This window comes from Pantoea sp. CFCC18177, assembly GCF_059412425.1.
This window is the reverse complement of sequence record NZ_JBNBPL010000006.1, coordinates 118251-140468: the sequence shown is the minus strand read 5'-3', so window position 1 is coordinate 140468 and position 22218 is coordinate 118251. Positions and strand designations below refer to the sequence as shown.

The window sequence follows — 22218 nt, the reverse complement described above, 5'->3', positions numbered from 1 at the left end:
ATACGTTGAATTATCAGGAGCCTGTCTGCTTGTGCTTTGCTTCTTATTCACAGCACAAGAAGACAGGTCCGTCGTTTGTTTTCCGCACGTTCGTTGCCGTGCGTTATTCCTTACGTTGCTGTAAACGACGCAGGGAGCGTTCACGACGACTCTGCTCCCGACTTCTGTCCAGCAAGATTTCCTCAATGAACGCCAGGTGACGATGAGATGCCTCGCGCGCTTGTTCTGGCTCACGAGCCACAATCGCCTCAAAAATACTGGCGCGGTGACCACTCACTTTCGCCAGCATTTCCCGGCGAGCGTAGAGCAATTCAAAATTCTGGCGAACGTTTTGTTCCAGCATAGGGCCCATAGAGCGCAGCAAATGCAACAGCACCACATTATGAGCGGCTTCTGTGACAGCGATCTGATACTTCATCACTGCATCGGCCTCGGCATCCAGATCGCCACTGTCCTGTGCCTGCTGAATATGAACATGGCAGTCACGGATACGCTGCAAATCTTCATCTGTGCCACGCAGCGCGGCGTAATACGCAGCCACACCTTCCAGTGCGTGACGGGTTTCCAACAGGTCAAACTGAGATTCTGGATGCTCAGCAAGCAGACTGACCAGCGGGTCACTCATGCTCTGCCAGAGATTCGTTTGCACGAAGGTACCACCGCCCTGACGGCGCAGCAGCAGGCCTTTGGCTTCAAGGCTCTGGATCGCTTCGCGCAGGGATGGACGTGAGACATCGAACTGTTTCGCCAGTTCGCGTTCGGGGAGCAGCTTTTCACCCGGCTGAAGTGTCCCCTCCATAATGAGGGACTCCAGCTGTTGCTCAATCGCATCGGAGAGCTTGGGTTGGCGAATTTTACTGTAAGCCATCTTCCCTTCTTATCAGCCAAACGTCCGGAGTAAATTGGTAATACCAATTGAAAAATAGTGCCCGTAAAGTAACAAAGTATTCACCTTGTGTCTATATGGCCCCCATCACACTTCAAGGGTATATCGCTGTTGCCGCACGCTAACTCACCGTGTTAAAGGCATAAATTTGCCGGCAAAGTGAATTGTTAACAGATTTCACTTTTACTAAACCTTACACAGGGTTAGCCGTTGCAGCGTCGCTAAACCATAAGGCAAAGCTATTCGTGTTTATTGTTTATTCATGTCAGAAATATCTTGGGTGCTCCACAGAGGATACTGCTGCTTTTTCAGCCATCTCTCAGCACAAAAAGCAAAAGCAGGTGCAAAGCGGCGCGCTTATCACTATTCTGGACGCCATGGTAGCCGGGACATGCACACAGCACGCCAGATACCGTAAAGAAAAGAATACATTAGGTAAAAACAGCCTTACAGTGCGCGCACTGCAGGTGCACAATAACAACATCACGAGGTTTGTATGGAACAACAGCATGGCGAGTCGCTGCATCGCGGCCTGAAAAATCGCCATATTCAGCTTATTGCGCTGGGCGGTGCCGTGGGTACCGGTCTGTTTCTGGGCAGCGCATCAGTGATTAAATCGGCCGGCCCGGCCGTGATTCTGGGTTATGCCATTGCCGGTTTTATTGCCTTTCTGATTATGCGTCAGCTGGGCGAAATGGTCGTAGAAGAGCCGGTTGCCGGTAGCTTCAGCCACTTCGCTTATAAGTACTGGGGCAACTTCGCCGGTTTCGCCTCTGGCTGGAACTACTGGGTGCTGTATGTGCTGGTTGCCATGGCCGAATTAAGCGCCGTCGGTAAATACATTCAGTTCTGGTATCCCGAATTTCCCACCTGGGCCAGTGCCGCCATCTTCTTCGTGGTGATTAACGCCATTAACCTGACCAACGTTAAAGTGTTTGGTGAGATGGAGTTCTGGTTCGCCATTATTAAAGTAGTGGCGGTTGTCGGCATGATCCTGTTCGGTGCCTGGTTACTGTTTGGCGGTCACGCCGGTCCACAAGCCACCGTTCGCAACCTGTGGGAACAGGGCGGCTTTATGCCCAATGGCTGGTCTGGACTGGTGATGATGATGGCCATCATCATGTTCTCCTTCGGTGGTCTTGAACTGGTCGGTATCACGGCGGCAGAAGCGGATAATCCTCATGAGAGCATTCCTAAAGCCACCAACCAAGTGCTGTGGCGTATTCTGATCTTCTACATCGGTTCACTGGCTGTTTTGCTTTCACTGCTGCCATGGACGCGTGTAACGGCAGACACCAGCCCGTTCGTGCTGATCTTCCATGAACTGGGTGATGCGCTGGTCGCCAACGCGCTGAACGTGGTGATTCTGACGGCTGCGCTGTCGGTCTATAACAGCTGCGTATACTGCAACAGCCGAATGTTGTTCGGCTTAGCACAGCAGGGTAACGCCCCGAAAGCGCTGTTAAACGTTGACCGTCGCGGCGTACCGGTAGCCACTATTATGGTCTCCGCGGTGGCAACCGCTTTGTGTGTACTGATCAACTACCTGATGCCAGGTGAAGCCTTTGGCCTGTTGATGTCGCTGGTGGTGTCTGCGCTGGTGATCAACTGGGCAATGATCAGCCTCGCTCATATGAAATTCCGTAAGAAGAAAGACCAACAAGGTGTGACCACGCGCTTTAAAGCGGTGCTCTATCCGCTGGGGAACTGGATCTGCTTGCTGTTTTTGGCGGCAGTACTGGTCATCATGGTCATGACCCCAGGTATGGCGATCTCTGTCTGGCTGATTCCGGTCTGGCTGGTGATCCTGGCTGTGGGTTACGCCATCAAGAATAAAGTACAAAAAGCCTAATGTTTGTCTCTGCCCGGTGTCCCGTCACCGGGCAGTTCTTCTGATCTGCCTCACACTTTTCTCCGCCCACCTGTTTTGTCCATCTACGTAACCAAATCCTCCCCACCATGTTACTGATTTAACGCTAATAATTTCGTCTCACCTTGCAGATGGAGACGAAAAATGAAAGGAGCCGCCCTCTCGTTCAGGGAGAAACTGGGATATGGCATGGGCGATGCCGGATGCAACATGATCGGCGGTGCCATCATGCTGTTCCTTAACTATTTCTACACCGACGTGTTTGGCCTCGCCCCGGCGCTGGTCGGCACCCTTCTGCTTTCTGTGCGCGTGCTGGATGCGGTGACCGACCCCATCATGGGTGCGATAGCGGACCGCACACAAAGCCGCTGGGGCCGTTTCCGCCCGTGGCTGTTATGGGTGTCAGTACCCTATGTCCTGTTCAGCGTCCTGATGTTCACCACACCGGACTGGAGCTACGAAAATAAAGTCATCTGGGCATTTGTCACCTACTTCCTGATGTCGCTCACCTACACGGCAATCAACATCCCCTACTGCTCTCTGGGCGGGGTAATCACTAACGATCCGCGTGAACGCGTCTCTTGTCAGTCCTATCGGTTTGTCATGGTGGGTGTGGCCACACTGATCCTGTCACTCTCCATTTTGCCCATGGCCGAGTGGTTCGGAGGGGACAACAAAGCGCGCGGCTATCAAATGGCGATGAGCGTGCTGGCACTGATTGGCCTGGCCATGTTCCTGTTCTGTTTTGCCACCGTGCGCGAGCGTATTCGCCCGGCAGTGCCGAATAATGATGACCTGAAAAAAGATCTGCGCGACGTATGGAAGAACGACCAATGGGTACGCATTTTGCTGCTGACCTTCTGTAACGTTTGCCCCGGTTTTATCCGCATGGCGGCCACCATGTACTACGTCATTTGGGTGATGGGACAATCCACACACTTCGCTACGCTGTTTATCAGCCTGGGCGTGGTGGGCATGATGTTAGGCAGTACGCTGGCAAAAATCCTTACCGACCGCTGGTGCAAACTGAAGGTGTTTTTTTGGATCAATATCGCGCTGGCGCTGTTTTCCTGTGGCTTTTATTGGATTGATCCACTGGCAACCGTTGCGGTGGTCATCGCCTACTTCCTGCTGAATATCCTGCATCAGATCCCATCTCCGCTGCACTGGTCATTGATGGCGGACGTTGATGATTATGGCGAATGGAAAACCGGTAAACGCATCACGGGCATGAGTTTCTCTGGCAACCTCTTTTTCCTGAAAGTGGGGCTGGCGGTGGCAGGTGCGATGGTCGGTTTCTTGCTCTCCATTTATGGCTATGACGCTGGGGCGAAGCAGCAATCACCGACCGCCATTAACGGCATTGTGTTGCTGTTCACTGTGATTCCCGGTGTCGGCTATCTCATCACCGCAGGAGTTGTGCGCTTGCTGAAAGTTGATCGTCAACTGATGCGCACAATTCAGGATGACCTTGCACTTCGGCGTGCCAGCCATCGTGAACCGTCTCCTGGCACCCCTTCTGCCACCTCACTTCCAGGAGAGATCAAATGAACTGGCCAAATCCCTTTATTACCCAACGCGCCGATCCCTTTATTCTGCGTCATGGTCAAGGCTACTATTTTGTCGCCTCGGTGCCGCAGTATGACCGCCTGGAAATTCGCTATGCAGAGACGTTAGCGGACCTGATTGAGGCAGAAGCGGTAACGGTATGGCACAAACCCGATACCGGGCCTTTTAGTGCACTGATCTGGGCGCCTGAGCTCCATCATATTAATGGGCAGTGGGTGATCTATTTTGCCGCAGCTCCCACACGCGACATTAAAGACGGGTTGTTTCAACATCGTATGTACGCGCTGGTGTGTGATGACAGCGATCCGCTCTCGGGCCGCTGGCAGCCCGCGCGTCGCGTGTTTACTCCCCTCGACTCCTTCTCTCTTGATGCCACACATTTCGTGCATCAAGGCAAAAACTGGTATCTGTGGGCGCAAAAAGATCCCGCGATCCCCGGTAATTCCAACCTCTATCTGGCGGAATTACTCAACCCCTGGACCTTAAAAAGCGCCCCCGTGATGCTAAGCCGGCCAGAGTATCAGTGGGAGTGCGCAGGATTTAGCGTCAATGAAGGCCCAGCAGCTATCCGCCATGGCGATCGCTTGTTTGTGACCTACTCTGCCAGCGCGACCGATGAAAATTACTGTCTTGGCATGTTGAGTATTGATGCGCTGGCCGATCCGCTCGACAACAGCGCATGGCAGAAATCAGCGCGTCCAGTCTTCACCACCAGCTGGGAAAATCAGCAATATGGACCGGGGCATAATAGTTTTACAGTTGATGAGCAAGGAAGAGATGTGTTGGTGTATCACGCACGGAACTACACCGAAATTGAGGGCGATCCGTTATGGGATCCGAACCGCCATACGCGTTTGAAGTACCTGGAATGGCGCGAAGACGGCACACCGGACTTTGGCGTGCCGCCAGCCGATCACACCAGCGTGCCGTAAATCGTCAACAGTGCCACGACCACAACCAGTACCAGAGAAATACGCTTTGCCAACGCCACGGCGACACGTGGCGTTTCAACTTTGTCCATGTGCGGATCGCGTGCCAGTGAGAACTGCGCCAGGCTGGTCAGCACTTGATATTGCGAGCGATGGCGATCGCTCAACGAAGCGAACCACGCTGGCAATGCCCGTTCACCATGACCGAGTAACGCATAAGCCACGCCTGCCAGGCGTACCGGGATCCAGTCCAGCACATGCAGGACGCGATCGACGCCTGACTGCGCGCGCTCAAGTGGCGAGTGATGTTTCGCCAGCCAGGTCTGCCAGGCGCGCAGAAAAGCATATCCCACCAGCAGAACCGGGCCGTATGGCCCACCGACCACAAACCAAAACAGCGGAGCAAGGTAGAAACGGAAGTTAATCCAGATCAACGCATTCTGCAGTTCACGCAAGAATTCACGCTCACTGCACTCAACAGGCACACCATGAATCAGCGTCAGTTCGGCAGCCATGGCCTGATGCGCCGCTTCATCGTCATGGCTCGCCGCTTTCAGGTAGCTGTGATAATGCAAACGCACCGAGCCCGCGCCGATGCACAGCAGCCCCACCACAATCCAGAAAGCCAGTTGCGCCACGCCAAACAGAATGCCTTTGAGGCTCCAGACCAACAGCCAGACAATCAGCATGGCGACGAGGGTCATCAATAACGTGCGCAACAGCGAGAAGCGCTGGCGTCCACGGAACAGCGGTTCCAACCGATGATCCAGTTGCCAGTGCTCACCCAATTTAAAAAGGCGCTCCCAACCTAAAACTAATAACAAGCTAAACAACGTCATACCTGCTCCTGCGGTTTCAAGGATTCTCCTGCCTGATAGCATCTTTATAGCGCATCCAGTCAAAAGCGGGACCGGGATCGGTTTTACGCTGCGGTGCGATATCACTGTGACCGGTAATACGATCCATCGTCAGCGGATAATGCTGAAGCAGCAAGGCACTAACCTGCTGCAAAGTCTCATATTGTGCATCGGTATAGGGCAGCGTATCAGTCCCTTCAAGCTCTATACCCATCGAAAAATCATTACAGTTTTCTCGACCTTCAAACTGCGAAACGCCAGCATGCCAGGCGCGCTGGTCAAAAGAAACGTACTGCACCAGTTCGCCATCACGGCGAATCAGGCAGTGTGCCGCCACGCGTAAATGGGCGATATCGGCAAAATAGGGGTGAGCATCCGGGGGTAAGGTCCCGGTAAACAATTGATCAATCCACGGACCGCCAAATTCGCCTGGCGGCAAACTGATATTATGGATGATTAACAGCGACGGAATTTCGCATTCCGGACGCTGATTGAAGTGCGGTGAGGGCACTTTGCGCGCGCTGGTGATCCAGCCATCTTCCAGTTTCATGCCTTCAATCCTTAGCCAAACTTTGCCGAGAATACCATGATTCCCCCTGCGCGCTTGCGACTTAATGCGCAGGCGACCTCGTGTTAAGGATACTAAACATTTCATTCAGCGGTGTCTGGCAATCGTCAATAAATCAGGCTAAGGTGGGCGCACAAAATTCCGACTAGTGGAGTGGCATCACCATGGCATCGCGTCGTTACGACCCCGATCATCGTCGTCAGGAACTGATTAAACGCATTGAACAGGATATCCCAGAAGCCGTGTCCCGCGCGCTTCAGGAGGACTTAGGTGGCGAAGTCGATGCCGATCGCGACATCACCGCCTTGCTCTTGCCTGAAGACAAGCAGGCTGAAGCGCAGATCATTACGCGCGAAGCAGGTGTTTTCTGTGGTAAACGTTGGGTCGAGGAAGTCTTTATCCAGCTGGGTAATAAAGTCACTCCCATCTGGCATGTCGAGGACGGTCAAAATGTGGTCGCTGACCAACTGCTGTTTGAATTACACGGCCCGGCGCGTTTGCTGTTAACCGCAGAGCGTACCGCACTGAATTTCGTGCAAACCCTGTCCGGCGTGGCGACAGAGGTCAGTCGTTATGTTGCGCTACTGGACGGTAGCGAAACCCAGTTGCTGGATACGCGCAAAACCTTGCCAGGCCTGCGCACTGCATTGAAATATGCCGTGCTCTGCGGTGGTGGCAACAATCACCGCCTCGGCCTTTCTGATGCATTCCTGATCAAAGAAAATCACATTATTGCCAGCGGCTCTGTGCGCAAAGCGGTTGAGAAAGCGCTGTGGCTGGAGCCCGATGTGCCGGTGGAGGTGGAAGTAGAGAGCCTGCAGGAATTACAGGATGCGCTTGATGCCGGAGCCGATATTATCATGCTCGATAACTTCAGCTTTGAGATGATGCATGATGCCGTGGCACTTACCGCGAAACGGGCTTTGCTTGAGGTTTCTGGCAATGTCACTGAAACCTCCCTGCCGCAGATTGCCAAAACAGGCGTTGATTTCGTCTCTGTGGGCGCGCTGACCAAACATGTTCGCGCCCTTGACCTCTCCATGCGCTTCCGCGAACACGGATAACATCGCGGCCGCCGCCGTACTTTAGTGCGGCGGTTTGTGCACTCTCCCCGATTAATAGCGAAACCTTGTGCAACAACCTCGATTTAACGCGTAACGTTTTCCACTTCGTCACAGTCCTGCTTTCGCTGCCCACTGACGTTGCCTACCTTAGCCGCTCCACAACAAGGAGCCTGACGATGGAAAGACAACGGGGTTTTACCCTAATCGAATTAATGATTGTGATTGGCATTGTGGCCATTCTTAGCGCAATCGGCCTGCCCAGCTATCAAAACTACCTGCAACGTGCGGCGCTCACCGACATGCTGCAAACCATGGTGCCCTATAAAACCGCGGTGGAACTCTGCGCCATTGAGCGTGGCGATCCGGCACAGTGCCAGGCGGGGACAGGAGGTATTCCTGCGGCCAAAGGCTCGCGTTATGTCGCAACATTGAGCGTGGCTAATGGAGTGATTTCCTTAGCCGGTCAGGAGAGTCTCAGCGGGTTGCAGGTGGAGATGACGCCGACCTGGAATGCCACAGAAGGCACAATTGACTGGCAACGCAGTTGCACCAGCACCAACGCCAGCCTACGCGATAGCTGCCTGGAACAGTTTCGTTTTGCCGATAAGGACAGCTAACAATGGAGCATTCTAATCCGGCATTGCAGAGCTTGTGCGCGCGCTATCAAGCCGTGATGCTGCAACATGACGCGACATTACTGCGCGTCGCCGTTGCAGAGACCCCCGACCCACTTCTGCTTGAGGCGCTGCAATTCGCCAGCCAGTGCAAGGTTGAAGTCGAGTGTTGGCCCGCCGCGCGATTGGAGCAGTTACTGCATAATCCCGACGCCGCTGCTGTGACACGTGAACCTGCTACGTCAGAGTCTGCGATCAATGCCGTCGAAAACATTCTTCGTCAGGCGAGTCATCGGCGCGCTTCGGATGTGCATTTTGAACCGCAACGCCATGGCTTACGCATCCGTCTGCGCATTGATGGCGTGCTGCATAAATTGTCACAACTGCCTGATGCACAACCTGCTGCAGTGCTGGCTCGGCTCAAAATTCTGGGTGGTCTGGATATTGCCGAACGCCGTCTGCCACAGGATGGTCAATTTACGTTGCCGATCGATGAGCAGATGATGGCCTTTCGCCTCTCCACGCTCCCTACCAGCCACGGCGAAAAAGCGGTGGTCAGGCTGCTGCAGAGTGAAAACAGCGCCATCACGCTGGATAAGCTCGGTATGCCGCTCGCGCAATTGCGTCTGTTGAAAAATGCCCTGGCTAAACCTCAAGGGCTGATTCTGGTCACCGGACCGACAGGCAGTGGAAAAACCTTCACGCTTTACAGTGGATTGAGCGCGCTGAACGTGCCGGATAAGAATGTATGCAGTGTTGAGGATCCGGTCGAGATCCCACTCGATGGCATCAATCAGACTCAGATCCATCCACGCAGCGGCCTCGATTTTAACCGCGTGCTGCGCGCACTATTACGGCAGGATCCTGATGTCATCATGGTGGGAGAGATCCGCGATGCCGAAACCGCCAGCATTGCCGTGAAAGCGGCACAGACTGGGCATTTAGTCCTCTCGACCCTACACACAAACTCTACCGCAGAAACCCTCACACGCCTGCGGCAGATGGATATTCCCGGCTATCTGCTCGGCCCGGCATTGCAGTTGGTCGTGGCGCAGCGTCTAGTCAGGCGCCTGTGTACACATTGCCGCCAGCCAGCACAGGCGATTGCCCACTTACCCCATGAAATGTGGCCGGGCACATTGCAAACCTGGCGCGCACCGGGATGTGACCACTGTTTTTCCGGCTATTACGGTCGTGTTGCGCTGTTCGAAATTCTCCCGATGAGTAATAAGTTGCAAAACGCGATATCCGCCGATATGCCGCTGGAGCACGTTATCGCGCTAGCCAATGAGCTGGGGATGAAAACCTTGCTCACCGCTGGGTTGGATGCGGTAAGTCGGGGAGAAACGTCTTTCGAGGAGATGCAGCGCGTCGTGGGATTGGGTGATGGCTAATCTCTATTCTTACCGCTGGCAGGCGCTCGACACTATGGGGTTGTTACTGGACGGCACCTCGCTAGTGGCAAACCAGGATTCGCTGCTTAATCAGCTCTCGGACCGCGGAATGCTGCCGGTCAACTGGCATCGCGGCCGATGCTGGCGTGCTCGGGACTGGAAATGGCAACAGAAAATCGACCTGGTTCGCCAGTTGGCCACTTTGCTGAAGGCAGGCTTGCCGCTGGCGGAAAGCCTGACCTTGCTGGCAGAGGGCCATCCGCATGCGGGATGGCGCGTGTTGCTGGGTGAATTACACCGCCGGGTTATAGCGGGAGACACTTTCTCGCAGGCACTGCGTGCCTGGCCGCAGATATTTCCGCCGCTCTTTCCAGCATTAATGGAGGTGGGGGAACTGACAGGCCAACTCGATGAGTGCTGCAGACAGTTGGCGCTCCAGCAAAGTAAGCAACAGCATCTGCGCCAGAAAGTGATTAAAGCGCTGCGTTATCCGTTGTTTATTCTGCTGGTTGCGATGGCGGTCAGTGCCGGTATGCTGCTGTTTGTCCTGCCAGAATTCGTCTCCGTGTATGCCAGCTTTAATGCCCCACTTCCCGCTTTCACTGCGGCAGTCATCGCGCTGTCGGAAGGGTTACAGCAGGCTGCCGTTCCCCTTTCGCTGCTCATCGCCGCGCTGATATTGATCGGCAAGTGGCTTTATCGTCGCTCAGTGCCATGGCAACGGCGTGTGCAGCGTGGGTTATTGCGCCTGCCGCTGTTATCTCCACTGTGGCGCGGAGGGCAACTGAGTCAGATCTACGCCATTATGCACCTGACACAGCAGGCCGGTTTAACCCTGCTGCATAGCCTGCAGGCGGTAGAAGTCACCTTGTCTTCATGTCTGTGGCGTGAGGATATTGTCGCACTGCAACAGCATATCGCCGCTGGCGCACCGCTGCATCAGGCACTGCAACAACATGCACTCTTCACCCCGCTGTGTGCTCAACTTATTCGCGTCGGAGAGGAAGCGGGAGCGCTGGATGTGATGCTGGCGCGTCTGGCTGAATGGCATGAAGCTCAAACGCTGTCTCGTGCGGATACCCTTGCGGCATCGCTGGAGCCACTGATGATGGTGGTGATAGGCGGCATCGTTGGAACGTTGGTGATTGCAATGTACTTGCCGGTATTTGGCCTGGGAGAGGCTATCCGTTAGCAGGTGCGCACCGCGCACCTGTTTCCGGCACTAGCGTGTGAACACCCGGTTTTCCTGTTCTGCTACACGGATGAAGGTGGTGCGTTTTGTCAGCTCTTTCAGCCGTTCTGCCCCAACGTAGGTGCAGGCAGAGCGTAATCCGCCGAGGATATCTTTCACCGTCTCTTCAACCGGGCCACGCAGCGGCAGCCGCACGGTTTTACCTTCTGCTGCGCGATATTGGGCAACGCCGCCCACGTGGCGTTTCATCGCCGACTCCGAACTCATGCCATAGAACAGCATAAATTGCTCGCCATTCTCTTCAACGATGGAACCTTCGCACTCATCATGCGCCGCCAACATTCCGCCGAGCATGACGAAATCGGCTCCGCCGCCAAAGGCTTTCGCAATATCACCAGGCACAGAACAGCCACCATCACTGACAATCTGTCCACCGAGTCCATGTGCGGCATCAGCGCACTCAATTACCGCGGATAACTGTGGATAGCCGACGCCGGTTTTGACGCGGGTGGTGCACACAGAACCAGGCCCAATGCCAACCTTGACGATATCCGCACCAGAGAGAATCAACTCTTCAACCATCTCACCGGTTACTACGTTCCCCGCACAGATAGTCTTACCGGGGAAACTTTCCCGCACTCGCTGCAGGAATTCAACAAAGTGCTCTGAATAACCGTTAGCGACATCGATGCAGATAAAATTGAGTTGCGGCGTCAATGCCAGGATCGCGCCCAGCTTGGTGAAGTCAGATTCTGAAGTGCCGGAAGAGACCATCACATGGCGCAGTACCGTTGGTGAGACACGCTGAATGAATGCCTGCCAGGCGTCAACGCTGTAGTGCTTATGCACCGCCGTCAACACGTTGAAACTCGCCAAGGCCTCGGCCATGGTAAAGGTACCAACGGTGTCCATATTGGCGGCAATTATCGGCACGCCCGTCCAGTTCAGGCCAGAGTGTTTGAAGGTGTAGGTGCGTTCAAGTTCAACCTCAGAACGGCTTTTTAAGGTAGAGCGCTTGGGCCGGATTAAAACATCTTTAAAGCCCAGCTTTAAATCTTCTTCAATACGCATAGCAGGATGTCCTGGTTAGTGACGACGAACCGCAGTTCGGGTAGCGCTCACGGCTCCAGTCTCGTTATCATACGCGCCATTACTGACGTGACAAGACTGCGAATTTCACTTTATTTAGGCTACAATCCCTTAAATTTAGCTGAGAAAATTGATTGTGATCATGCTCTCATCTTGCTGCGACCTGTGGTCGCCGATGAGACACATTCCGAGAGAACGCGATGCCTTTTACCGTTGCGCTCACCGGAGGTATTGGCAGCGGTAAAAGCACCATTGCCAACGCTTTCGCGGCGCTGAGCGTTGATATCATTGACGCCGATGTGATTGCCAGAGAAGTGGTTGAGCCCGGCACCCCGGCCTTATCGGCGATAGTTAAGCGCCATGGTGAGTCGATCCTGACGGCAGAAGGAACGCTGTATCGCGCTCGGTTGCGAGAAATTATTTTCCAGCAGCCAAAGGAGAAAAACTGGCTTAATCAGTTACTTCATCCGCTCATCAATGCGCGAACACATCAGTTAAAATTACTCGCGACTTCACCCTATGTATTGTGGGTAGTGCCACTGCTGGTGGAGAACGGCTTACAACATCAGGCCGATCGCATTCTGGTCGTCGACGTGGATGAGGCAACGCAACTTCAGCGAACGCAGTCTCGGGATGGCATTACGCTCAGCCAGGCGAAAAATATTCTTGCCGCGCAGGCCAGTCGCGAACAGCGCTTAGCCTGTGCGGATGACATCATTGATAATAGCGGTACACCCGAGCAGGCGTTACCGCGCGTTGCTGAACTTCACCAGTGCTATTTACGCCTGGCAGCAACCCGACAGGATTAACATCATGAGCACAGTTGTTCTATTTGAGCACCCACTGAATGAGAAGATGCGCACCTGGTTGCGTGTCGAGTTTCTGCTGAACCAGTTACATGAAACGGTCCCTGTTAGCGGCTCGGTATCTGCCCTGGCAGTGTTTCGTATTATGGGTGATTTGCTGGATATCTTCGAACGCGGGGATATGCGCACCGAGTTACTCAAAGAACTGGAGCGCCAGCAGCAAAAGCTTCGTGCCTGGCTGGATGTGCCCGGTGTCGACGAACAAACCATTGTCAGTTTGCGCGATCGTTTAAAACGCCAATCCACTGAATTAATGGCTGCCCCACGCATGGGACAACAGTTACGTGAAGATCGCCTCATCGCGCTGGTGCGCCAACGCTTGAGCATACCCGGCGGTTGCTGCAGTTTTGATTTGCCCAGCCTGCATATCTGGCTCCATCAGGAACAGTCACTGCGGGATACTCAGGTGAACGGCTGGCTGGCGTCCCTGATGCCGCTGCGCAATAGCCTGACCCTGATCCTCGATCTGATTCGCCAGTCTGGTGCCTTTCGCCATCAAACCAGCCTCAACGGTTTTTATCAGGATAATGCTGAAGGCTCTGACTTACTGCGCCTGCAACTCACGCTGGAAGATGCGCTTTACCCGCAAGTCTCAGGCCATAAGAGCCGTTACGCTATTCGCTTCCTGCCACTTGATAGCGAACGAGGGGAAGTCCCCGCTCGACTGAATTTTGAATTAGCCTGTTGCTAGAGGATGTTATGCAAGAAGAGATGATTACCGTACCCTGCCCTAACTGCGGTAAAGACGTGATGTGGGATGAGTTGAGTCCGTGGCGCCCGTTTTGCAGCAAACGTTGCCAGCTGATTGATTTGGGCGAATGGGCAGCGGAGGAGAAACGCATCCCCAGTGACAGCGATCTGACCGACAGCGATGACTGGAGTGAAGAGCAGCATTGATGCGCAAGGGGCACCGCCCCTTGGCTTAAATCTCGCCAGCGACTAACTGAGCAATCAGTTGGTGGTTTGCGGGAGGAAATTCATCCGCGACCAGATCCCGCTGCTCGACCCAGCGTTGTGGCTGACCTTCTCGACCATACGGCTCACCGTTCCATCCTTCCACCAGAAAGAAATGCAGCGTGACGCGCAGGTCATCATAGCTGTGATCGGCTAAACCGATGGCTTTGGCTGCCGTCACATCAATGCCTGTTTCTTCCATCAATTCACGCTTTAGAGCTTGTTCCGCGGTTTCATCCTGTTCAATTTTGCCGCCAGGAAACTCCCATTTATTGGCCATATATGAGCTTGCTGCGCGCTGAGCAAGAAAGATCTGGTGACTGGCATTGCGAATGATGCCCACCGCGACCTGCAGGTGTTTCATAAGCTGAATTCCGCTTTTAATAAGTGAACGCTGATTTTAAAGCAGTCGCCCAGTAATGTTAACCCGATGCCGACACTCAAATAAAAAAGGAGCCCGCAGGCTCCTTGTTCATCAGGCCAGACGGCCGTGACACTGTTTGTATTTCTTACCGGAACCGCATGGGCACAGATCGTTACGCCCGACTTTGCGCTCTCCGCCCTGTGCAGCCAGTGCAGCGGCAGCCGCCGTTTCATCATCAACATGACTCAACTGTTGCTGCTGTGCCAGACGTTCCGCTTCTTCACGACGCTGCTGCTCCATCGCTTCAACTTCTTCTGGCATGCGTACCTGTACCTTGCTCAGGGTGCTGATCACTTCATATTTCAGTGATTCCAGCATCGAAGCGAACATAGAGAAGGATTCACGCTTATATTCCTGCTTCGGATCTTTCTGCGCATAACCACGCAGATGGATACCCTGGCGCAGATAATCCATCGCCGCTAAGTGCTCTTTCCACAATGAGTCCAGCGTCTGAAGCATTACGCCTTTCTCGAAGTTACGCATCATCTCAGCGCCCACCACTTCTTCCTTGGCGGCATAGCTTTCGTGTGCATGAGTCATGATACGCTCACGCAGCGTCTCTTCATGCAGATCTGGCTCTTTGTCCAGCCACTCTGCAATCGGCAGATCGAGGTCGAAATCGTTACGCAGACGCTCTTCCAGCGCCGGAACATCCCACATTTCTTCCAGAGACTGTGGAGGAATGTAGGTATCGATGGTCGCTTTGAACACATCTTCACGGATGCTGTTGATGGTTTCGGACACATCGGACACATCCAGCAGCTCATTACGCTGACTGTAAATGGCGCGACGCTGATCGTTAGCCACGTCATCGTATTCCAGCAGCTGCTTACGAATATCGAAGTTGCGGCTTTCAACTTTACGCTGTGCGTTAGCAATCGCTTTGGTTACCCATGGGTGCTCGATCGCTTCGCCCGGCTTCATACCCAGTTTGCGCATCATATTAGAGACACGATCCGAGGCGAAAATACGCATCAGCGCATCTTCCATCGACAGGTAGAAGCGAGAGGAACCGGCATCACCCTGACGACCGGCACGGCCGCGCAGCTGGTTATCGATACGGCGAGATTCGTGACGCTCAGTACCGATAATGTGTAAACCGCCCGATGCCAGTACTGCATCGTGACGCAGTTTCCACGCCTCTTTAATTGCCTGGATTTGTTCTTCAGTTGGTGCTTCCAGCGCGGCAACTTCTGCCTGCCAGCTACCACCGAGTACGATGTCGGTACCACGACCAGCCATGTTAGTCGCGATAGTCACGGCTGCAGGCTGTCCCGCCTGAGCAACAATATCCGCTTCGCTGGCGTGGAACTTAGCGTTCAGTACGCTGTGCTTAATGCCCGCACGCGTCAATTCCTGGGAGACCACTTCTGATTTTTCAATTGAAATGGTACCGACCAGCACCGGCTGACCTTTTGCTGTGCAGTTACGGATGTCTTCAATGATGGCATCAATCTTCTCTTTCTCGGTCATGTAGACCAGATCGGCCATGTCTTTACGCACCATCGGACGGTTGGTTGGCACCACGATGGTATCGAGCTTGTAGATAGAGCTGAATTCAAACGCTTCGGTATCTGCAGTACCCGTCATACCGGCCAGTTTTTCGTAGATACGGAAATAGTTCTGGAAGGTAATGGATGCCAGCGTCTGGTTTTCGTTCTGGATCTCGACGCTTTCTTTGGCTTCAACAGCCTGATGCAGGCCGTCTGACCAGCGGCGACCCTGCATGGTACGCCCGGTGTGTTCATCAACGATGATGACCTCACCGTCTTTAACGATGTAGTCAACGTCGCGGGTAAACAGCGCGTGGGCACGCAGCGCAGCGGTAACGTGGTGCATCAACATAATATTGGTTGGGGAGTAAAGTGACTCACCCTCTTCCATGATGCCCTGGCTGACCAGCAGCTCTTCGACCTTAACCAGGCCGCGCTCGCTCATGTGAGCCTGACGTGCTTTTTCATCCACCCAGAAATCACCTTCACCCTGGAAGGTGTCAGAGTCTTCTTTCTCCTGACGCACCAGGTGCGGGATGATTTTGTTTACTTTGGTGTAAAGCTCAGAGCTGTCTTCCGCCGGTCCGGAAATGATCAGCGGTGTACGCGCTTCATCGATGAGAATGGAGTCAACTTCATCCACCAGCGCATAGTGCAGTTTGCGTTGAACGCGCTCTTCAGGGCTGAACGCCATGTTGTCACGCAGGTAGTCAAAACCGTATTCGTTATTGGTACCGTAAGTGATATCAGCGGCGTATGCGGCGCGCTTCGCCACAGCAGGCATATTCGGCAGGTTGATACCGATAGACAGGCCGAGGAACTCGAACAGTGCGCGGTTGTTTTCCGCATCACGCTGGGCCAGATAGTCGTTGACGGTAACAACGTGGACGCCTTTGCCGCTCAGCGCATTCAGATAGGCCGGTAGGGTTGCGGTCAGGGTTTTACCTTCACCGGTACGCATCTCCGCGATGCAACGCTCATTCAGCACCATACCGCCGATCAGCTGCACATCGAAGTGGCGCATGCCAAACACACGCTTACTGGCTTCACGCACGGTGGCAAAAGCTTCTGGAATCAGGCTTTCAAGGCTCTCGCCTTTTTTCAGACGCTCGCGGAACAGATCGGTTTTGGCTTTCAGCTCATCATCTGACAACTTAACGAAATCCGGTTCCATCTTGTTGATGACGTCAACAATTTTGCGCATACGGCGCAGAGTACGATCGTTACTGCTGCCAAAAACCTTGGTTAATAATTTGATTAACATGATAAATTTTTCTCAATTCAGCCGTAATTTACGGTCTGGAAAATCTAAAACAGGATGTGGAAAAAAGTTAGCAGTTAAGCGTTGAGTGGCCCAGCGCGGATGCCATGGATAGCAGCCTGCCAGTCAGCAGAAGTCGGGATTGAGAGGTCGTGATGACCTGGGGTTTTCTGCGCGTCAAGCGCCAGAGCGGGTTGTGCAGGCGATGTCAGCAGCGCCTGCAACGAATCAATTAACGCCAGCTTTTGCGCCGCCAGCGGCACAGCTTGCTCAGCCTCCGCTTCTGCGGGCGGTGTCATGCTAAATGAAAGGTGGCGAATGACGGTACGGATCGCATGCTGGTGCCAGTAATCGACGTTAAAGTTCAGTCGACGCGCACTTTCCTGCAGGCGAATCAAATGATCGAAGTGTACAGCGTTGCCGACAAACAGGCTGCTAATGGGCGAGTCAGTCGCCGTGGGCTCCGCACTTTGCGCACAGGCAGGCAAGCCCAAACTGGCCGCCACCATCCCTAACAAGAGATGAGGCCAGAAATAGCGTCTGCCTAATTGTCGCCAGCGTGAGAAAATCCCGATCACAACCTGTCCAGAGTTTAATTAAATAAGTAATGAAGCTGCCGTGGTCATCCACGACCCTACTCATACGAGCGCCAGATAATAGCACTTATGTGGGGCAACGACACCAGTGTTTAAAGGGCTTACGGGGGAATTCACGTTTTTTTGTACAGGCTTTCGCCAGTCTGAGTGAAGAATTGCGAGCGGTCTTGCAGGATTGATTATCAGGCAATAAAAAACGGCAGGCTCGGCTGACCGGAGAGGGTGTCAGCGAGACCTGCCGTTTTTACGTCTGGCTTACGCCAGCACTAAATTTGGTGCTTTGAATGCCAGCGGCAGTTCAGCTTCGTCTTCGAAGGTTGCCCATTCCCAGGCTTCCTGCTTAGCCAGAACCGCCTGCAGTAATTTATTGTTCAGCGCATGGCCCGATTTGAACGCAGAGAATGCGCCAATCACGTTATGACCACACATGAACAAATCACCGATAGCATCCAGCATTTTGTGACGAACGAATTCATCTTCAAAGCGCAGACCGTCTTCGTTAAGTACGCGGAAATCATCGAGTCCAATCGCACAGTCTAAGCTACCGCCCAGGCACAGGCCTTTAGACTGCAGATATTCAATTTCACGCATAAAGCCAAAAGTGCGCGCGCGGCTGATTTGGCGAACAAACGCCTCAGCCGAGAAGTTCAGCTGGTAACGCTGCGAGCTTGAGTCAATCGCTGGGTGTTTGAAGTCGATAGTAAAATCGAGCGAGAAACCGTTGTACGGTTTGATCTCAGCCCACTTATCGCCATCTTCCACACGCACCGTTTGCTTAACGCGGACGAATTTCTTCGCGCTGTTCAGCTCTTCGATGCCTGCATCCATCAGCAAATAGACAAAAGGCGCGGCACTGCCATCCATAATTGGAATTTCTGGCGCATCGACTTCAACGATAATGTTATCAATGCCCAGGCCAGCCAATGCTGCATTCAGGTGTTCAACCGTCGAAATACGCACGCCTTCATCATTCACCAGGCAAGTACTCAGCATGGTGTCGCGCACGTATTTTGCATCAGCCGGGAAATCAACCGGTGGATTCAAGTCAGTGCGACGATAGATGACCCCGGTATTAGCCGACGCAGGGCGTAAGGTCAGCGTGACTTTCTTGCCGGTATGTAAACCGACACCTGTCGCCTGAACAATACGTTTTAATGTCCTTTGTTTGATCATCGCTTTATCTCGCAATATTACCCATCCGACCGCCAGTATAAATTACCGGCGGGCGAACACTTTAGCACAAAGAGCGGAGAATCCCAATTATCAGGATATTCTTAGTCAGCCTGCTTACGCAGGAAGGCTGGAATATCGAGGTAATCTGGCTCTTTGTTAGATGATGCAGGCTGGTCATTGACCACTTTTGCCGCAGGTTTTTGTTCCTGAGGCAGCGGTGCCATACCGTGCTGCTGGTAACGATGGTCCATCACTGGCTGAGTGGCCGGCTTGTTGGTGACAAGGGTAATTTCTGGACGCTTGTCCATACCAATACCGGTTGCAACAACAGTCACGCGCAGCTCATCGTTCATCTCTGGATCCAGAGAAGTACCGATCACCACGGTTGCATTGTCAGAGGCGAAGGCGCGGATAGTGTTACCCACAGTTTCGAACTCATCCAAACGCAGGTCGAAGCCCGCCGTGATGTTGACCAGCACGCCGCGCGCACCTGACAGGTCGATGTCTTCCAGCAGTGGGCTGGAAATCGCCATTTCGGCCGCTTCTTCAGCACGGTCTTCACCGCATGCCACGCCTGAACCCATCATCGCGTAGCCCATTTCTGACATCACGGTGCGCACGTCAGCGAAGTCAACGTTCATCAAGCCCGGGCGAGTAATCAGCTCAGCGATACCCTGCACCGCGCCTTTCAGCACGTCGTTAGCTGCGCCGAACGCATCCAACAGAGAGATACCGCGACCCAGCACTTTCAGCAGCTTATCGTTAGGAATGGTGATCAATGAATCAACATGCTTAGACAGCTCTGCGATACCCTGCTCAGCAAAAGCCATACGCTTTTTGCCTTCAAAGTTGAATGGCTTAGTCACCACCGCAACGGTCAGGATACCCAAATCTTTTGCTACTTCAGCCACCACTGGCGCTGCACCGGTACCGGTACCGCCGCCCATGCCAGCAGCAATAAACACCATGTCTGCCCCTTCCAGCGCAGAACGCAGTGCTTCGCGATCTTCTTCCGCTGAGGTACGACCGACTTCCGGATTGGCACCCGCACCGAGACCTTTGGTGATACCGGTCCCGATCTGAATCGTCTGGCCAACCGCTGTTTTACGCAACGCTTGTGCGTCGGTGTTTACAGCGAAGAATTCTACACCTTCGATACGCTCGCGTACCATGTGCTCTACGGCGTTGCCACCGCCACCGCCGACGCCGATGACTTTAATCACCGCGTCATTGGTTAATTCCATAGGTTCAAACATGATTTCTCTCCGTTATGTGCCTGTCGCCTGGAGACCATAAACATTGCCTGCATGGTCTCCTTTTTCAAAATTAAAACTCTTTCTTCAGCCAGCTATTGATACGTTTAAACCAATTGCCCACTGAAGCACGTTTTTCCGTTTCTGCATCACCGTTCATATGTGACTCTTTGCCGTAATGCAGCAGACCGACTGCAGTTGAGTAATACGGCTCCTGCGCGTAATCCGTCAGGCCAGTGATGTTAAGTGGCTGGCCAATACGCACCTGTGTGTGGAACACACGCTGTGCGCAAGCGGCCAGGCCTTCAATCTGCGCCGCACCACCGGTCAGCACGATACCGGCCGCCAGATGATGTTTCACGCCCTGCTGGCGCAGTTGCTCCTGCAGTTGCAGAATCTCGTCATTCACCAGATTCAGCAGTTCGGTGTAACGCGGCTCAATCACTTCCGCCAGCGTTTGACGTTGAAGGCTGCGCGGTGGACGTCCACCCACACTTGGCACTTCGACGTTTTCGTCTTTGCCTACAATCGAGCCCAATGCACAACCATGACGGACTTTAATGGCTTCCGCATCAGTTGGCGGCGTACCGAAGGCATACGCGATATCACTGGTCACCACATTCCCTGCATAAGGGATCACTTTGGTGTGGCGCAGTGCGCCGCCAGTATAGACTGCGATATCCATTGTACCGCCACCGATGTCAACAACACAGACTCCCAGCTCACGTTCATCTTCTGTCAGAACTGAAAAACTGGATGCCAGTCCGGCAAAAATCAGTTGGTCAACTTTCAGGCCGCATCGTTCAACGGCTTTAACAATATTTTTTGCCATGTCGTTGTGGCAGGTGATCAAGTGCACCTTTGCCTGCATACGCACGCCAGAAAGCCCCACCGGGTTCTTGATGCCTTCCTGATAATCAATGGCATATTCCTGAGGAATGACATGCAGGATACGATGTTCATCGCGCACGCGTACGGATTTCGCCGTATGTACCACGTTCTCTACATCATCCTGAGTGACTTCCTCTTCCGAAATCGGAACCATCCCGATTTCGTTCTGACAACTGATATGTTTGCCCGATAAAGCAAGGTAAACCGACGAAATCTGACAATCAGCCATCAGTTCAGCCTGGTCGATGGCGCGCTGAACGCATTTCACCACTGACTCAAGGTCGTTTACGCCACCTTTATCCATACCACGAGACGGGCAACTGCCCACCCCAATAATGTTGACCATACCATCAGGCAGAATTTCCCCAACCAGGGCGGCAACCTTGGCGGTGCCGATTTCAAGTCCTACTACCAGTTTTCTGTCCGTTGCCTTGATCATTGTGGTTTAGCCTGTGCCTGGTTTTGTTGCTGATTACTGTCCTGTTGCTCCAACGGAGCCGCTGCCCAGCCTACTGCGGCACCCGAGTCATAGCGCAAATCGACATACGCAATGCGCTTGTTTTGACTCTGGCCCTGCTGTTGCAGCTCCGGATAGAGCTCAATAAAACGGTTAAGACGCTTCATGGTGTCGCTGCGACCCAGCTCGATGCGCACATCGTCGCTGGTCACTAACTGCCACGAGCGCCGCGCCGTCATCGACGCGACCTTCAGGGTAAACTTGCTGGCCTGGAGCACATCACGCATGGTGTGATAACCGGCCAGCACCTCTGTTTCACTGCCTTCCGGGCCATACAACATCGGCAGTGTTTCTTTACCGATGTGGCTGGCCGGGACGCTGAAGGAGACGCCATCGGCGTCTACCATGTGGGAGTCATTCCAGCGAGCCACCGGAACATACTCTACCAGGTTAATCTTCAGCTCATCAGGCCACTGCTTACGCACACTGACCTGCTTAATCCACGGTAAACGCTCAATCTGCTGCTGGATGATGTCCACGTTTTGCGACATGAACGTCCCCGGCGCGCCAAGCGACAAAATGGCCTGGCGAATATCATCGTGCGTGGTGTAGTGGGTTTCCCCCGTCACCACCAGTTTCGATAACGGCAGGCGCGAAGCATCATTCATCCACTTCAGCACCACCAAGCCGCCCGCCGCCATGATGCCCAACACCATCAGCAGGAACACGATGCCAAACAGCCGTGCACCGTTGCTACGCCCGGTGCTGCTTCGCTCCTGGGGTTCGCGATTTCTAACGCGTAGGGCCGCCTGAGACAT

At 53.7% G+C, this 22218-nt stretch carries 21 protein-coding genes; 10 read left to right on the top strand and 11 right to left on the bottom strand.

What is annotated here, in order from left to right:
- Positions 1-103: 103 nt before the first annotated feature.
- On the bottom strand, positions 104-868 hold the full coding sequence (pdhR, locus tag ACPUC8_RS08470) for a pyruvate dehydrogenase complex transcriptional repressor PdhR (protein WP_034829622.1): 765 nt from the start codon (positions 866-868) through the stop codon (positions 104-106).
- 514 nt (positions 869-1382) lie between these two features.
- Here pdhR and aroP point away from each other — a divergent pair.
- From aroP to ACPUC8_RS08455, 3 genes are all read left to right on the top strand, one after another.
- On the top strand, positions 1383-2738 hold the full coding sequence (aroP, locus tag ACPUC8_RS08465; RefSeq protein ID WP_494926030.1) for an aromatic amino acid transporter AroP: 1356 nt from the start codon (positions 1383-1385) through the stop codon (positions 2736-2738).
- Between the two features lie 162 nt (positions 2739-2900).
- On the top strand, positions 2901-4307 hold the full coding sequence (locus ACPUC8_RS08460; protein WP_494926029.1) for a glycoside-pentoside-hexuronide (GPH):cation symporter: 1407 nt from the start codon (positions 2901-2903) through the stop codon (positions 4305-4307).
- On the top strand, positions 4304-5257 hold the full coding sequence (locus ACPUC8_RS08455) for a glycoside hydrolase family 43 protein (protein ID WP_058970929.1): 954 nt from the start codon (positions 4304-4306) through the stop codon (positions 5255-5257). The genes ACPUC8_RS08460 and ACPUC8_RS08455 overlap by 4 nt, the downstream gene beginning before the upstream one ends.
- Here the strand turns inward: ACPUC8_RS08455 and ampE are convergent.
- Together ampE and ampD are read right to left on the bottom strand one after the other, a co-directional pair.
- Complete coding sequence (ampE, locus tag ACPUC8_RS08450; RefSeq protein WP_039329308.1) at positions 5239-6093, bottom strand: beta-lactamase regulator AmpE; 855 nt, start codon at positions 6091-6093, stop codon at positions 5239-5241. The two genes, ACPUC8_RS08455 and ampE, sit on opposite strands and share 19 nt — an antisense overlap.
- 16 nt (positions 6094-6109) lie before the next feature.
- On the bottom strand, positions 6110-6661 hold the full coding sequence (gene ampD / locus ACPUC8_RS08445; RefSeq protein ID WP_494926028.1) for a 1,6-anhydro-N-acetylmuramyl-L-alanine amidase AmpD: 552 nt from the start codon (positions 6659-6661) through the stop codon (positions 6110-6112).
- A gap of 182 nt (positions 6662-6843) precedes the next feature.
- Here ampD and nadC point away from each other — a divergent pair, with 182 nt between their 5' ends.
- The 4 genes from nadC (at position 6844) to hofC (ending at position 10943) form a co-directional block, all read left to right on the top strand.
- A complete protein-coding gene (gene nadC, locus ACPUC8_RS08440; protein WP_494926027.1) occupies positions 6844-7743 on the top strand; it encodes a carboxylating nicotinate-nucleotide diphosphorylase in 900 nt (299 codons plus the stop codon).
- A gap of 176 nt (positions 7744-7919) precedes the next feature.
- Complete coding sequence (ppdD, locus tag ACPUC8_RS08435; RefSeq protein WP_039329314.1) at positions 7920-8360, top strand: prepilin peptidase-dependent pilin; 441 nt, start codon at positions 7920-7922, stop codon at positions 8358-8360.
- A 2-nt stretch (positions 8361-8362) separates the two neighbouring features.
- On the top strand, positions 8363-9751 hold the full coding sequence (gene gspE, locus ACPUC8_RS08430) for a type II secretion system protein GspE (protein WP_039329315.1): 1389 nt from the start codon (positions 8363-8365) through the stop codon (positions 9749-9751).
- Positions 9744-10943, top strand: coding sequence for a protein transport protein HofC (gene hofC / locus ACPUC8_RS08425; protein ID WP_039329317.1), 1200 nt, complete (start codon positions 9744-9746; stop codon positions 10941-10943). Before gspE ends, hofC begins: the two co-directional genes overlap by 8 nt.
- 30 nt (positions 10944-10973) lie before the next feature.
- Here the strand turns inward: hofC and ACPUC8_RS08420 are convergent, their stop codons facing one another.
- Positions 10974-12014 (bottom strand): GMP reductase, encoded by a 1041-nt coding sequence (locus ACPUC8_RS08420; RefSeq protein ID WP_039329319.1) that lies wholly within the window; start codon positions 12012-12014, stop codon positions 10974-10976.
- A 218-nt stretch (positions 12015-12232) separates the two neighbouring features.
- Between ACPUC8_RS08420 and coaE the strand changes: the two genes are divergently transcribed.
- From coaE to yacG, 3 genes are read left to right on the top strand one after another with little or no spacing between them, the layout of a single operon-like run.
- Complete coding sequence (coaE, locus tag ACPUC8_RS08415) at positions 12233-12841, top strand: dephospho-CoA kinase (RefSeq protein ID WP_039329320.1); 609 nt, start codon at positions 12233-12235, stop codon at positions 12839-12841.
- Positions 12842-12845: 4 nt separating this feature from the next.
- On the top strand, positions 12846-13589 hold the full coding sequence (gene zapD, locus ACPUC8_RS08410) for a cell division protein ZapD (protein WP_039329322.1): 744 nt from the start codon (positions 12846-12848) through the stop codon (positions 13587-13589).
- An 8-nt stretch (positions 13590-13597) separates the two neighbouring features.
- Entirely contained in the window at positions 13598-13795 is a 198-nt protein-coding gene (gene yacG, locus ACPUC8_RS08405) for a DNA gyrase inhibitor YacG (protein ID WP_034829659.1), read from the top strand.
- 25 nt (positions 13796-13820) lie between these two features.
- Here the strand turns inward: yacG and mutT are convergent, their stop codons facing one another.
- The 7 genes from mutT to ftsQ form a co-directional block, all read right to left on the bottom strand.
- The gene (gene mutT / locus ACPUC8_RS08400; RefSeq protein WP_039329325.1) at positions 13821-14216 is read right to left on the bottom strand and encodes an 8-oxo-dGTP diphosphatase MutT; all 396 of its coding nucleotides are present in this window, start codon (positions 14214-14216) and stop codon (positions 13821-13823) included.
- A gap of 111 nt (positions 14217-14327) precedes the next feature.
- The gene (secA, locus tag ACPUC8_RS08395; RefSeq protein WP_039329327.1) at positions 14328-17033 is read right to left on the bottom strand and encodes a preprotein translocase subunit SecA; all 2706 of its coding nucleotides are present in this window, start codon (positions 17031-17033) and stop codon (positions 14328-14330) included.
- 74 nt (positions 17034-17107) lie between these two features.
- Complete coding sequence (gene secM / locus ACPUC8_RS08390; RefSeq protein WP_039329329.1) at positions 17108-17608, bottom strand: secA translation cis-regulator SecM; 501 nt, start codon at positions 17606-17608, stop codon at positions 17108-17110.
- Between the two features lie 273 nt (positions 17609-17881).
- Positions 17882-18799, bottom strand: coding sequence for a UDP-3-O-acyl-N-acetylglucosamine deacetylase (lpxC, locus tag ACPUC8_RS08385; protein ID WP_039329331.1), 918 nt, complete (start codon positions 18797-18799; stop codon positions 17882-17884).
- A 101-nt stretch (positions 18800-18900) separates the two neighbouring features.
- Positions 18901-20055 (bottom strand): cell division protein FtsZ, encoded by a 1155-nt coding sequence (ftsZ, locus tag ACPUC8_RS08380; protein WP_039329333.1) that lies wholly within the window; start codon positions 20053-20055, stop codon positions 18901-18903.
- A gap of 70 nt (positions 20056-20125) precedes the next feature.
- The gene (gene ftsA / locus ACPUC8_RS08375) at positions 20126-21382 is read right to left on the bottom strand and encodes a cell division protein FtsA (protein ID WP_013507861.1); all 1257 of its coding nucleotides are present in this window, start codon (positions 21380-21382) and stop codon (positions 20126-20128) included.
- Positions 21379-22218: a cell division protein FtsQ gene (ftsQ, locus tag ACPUC8_RS08370; RefSeq protein WP_039329338.1), complete on the bottom strand. Its 840-nt coding sequence runs from the start codon at positions 22216-22218 to the stop codon at positions 21379-21381. Before ftsQ ends, ftsA begins: the two co-directional genes overlap by 4 nt.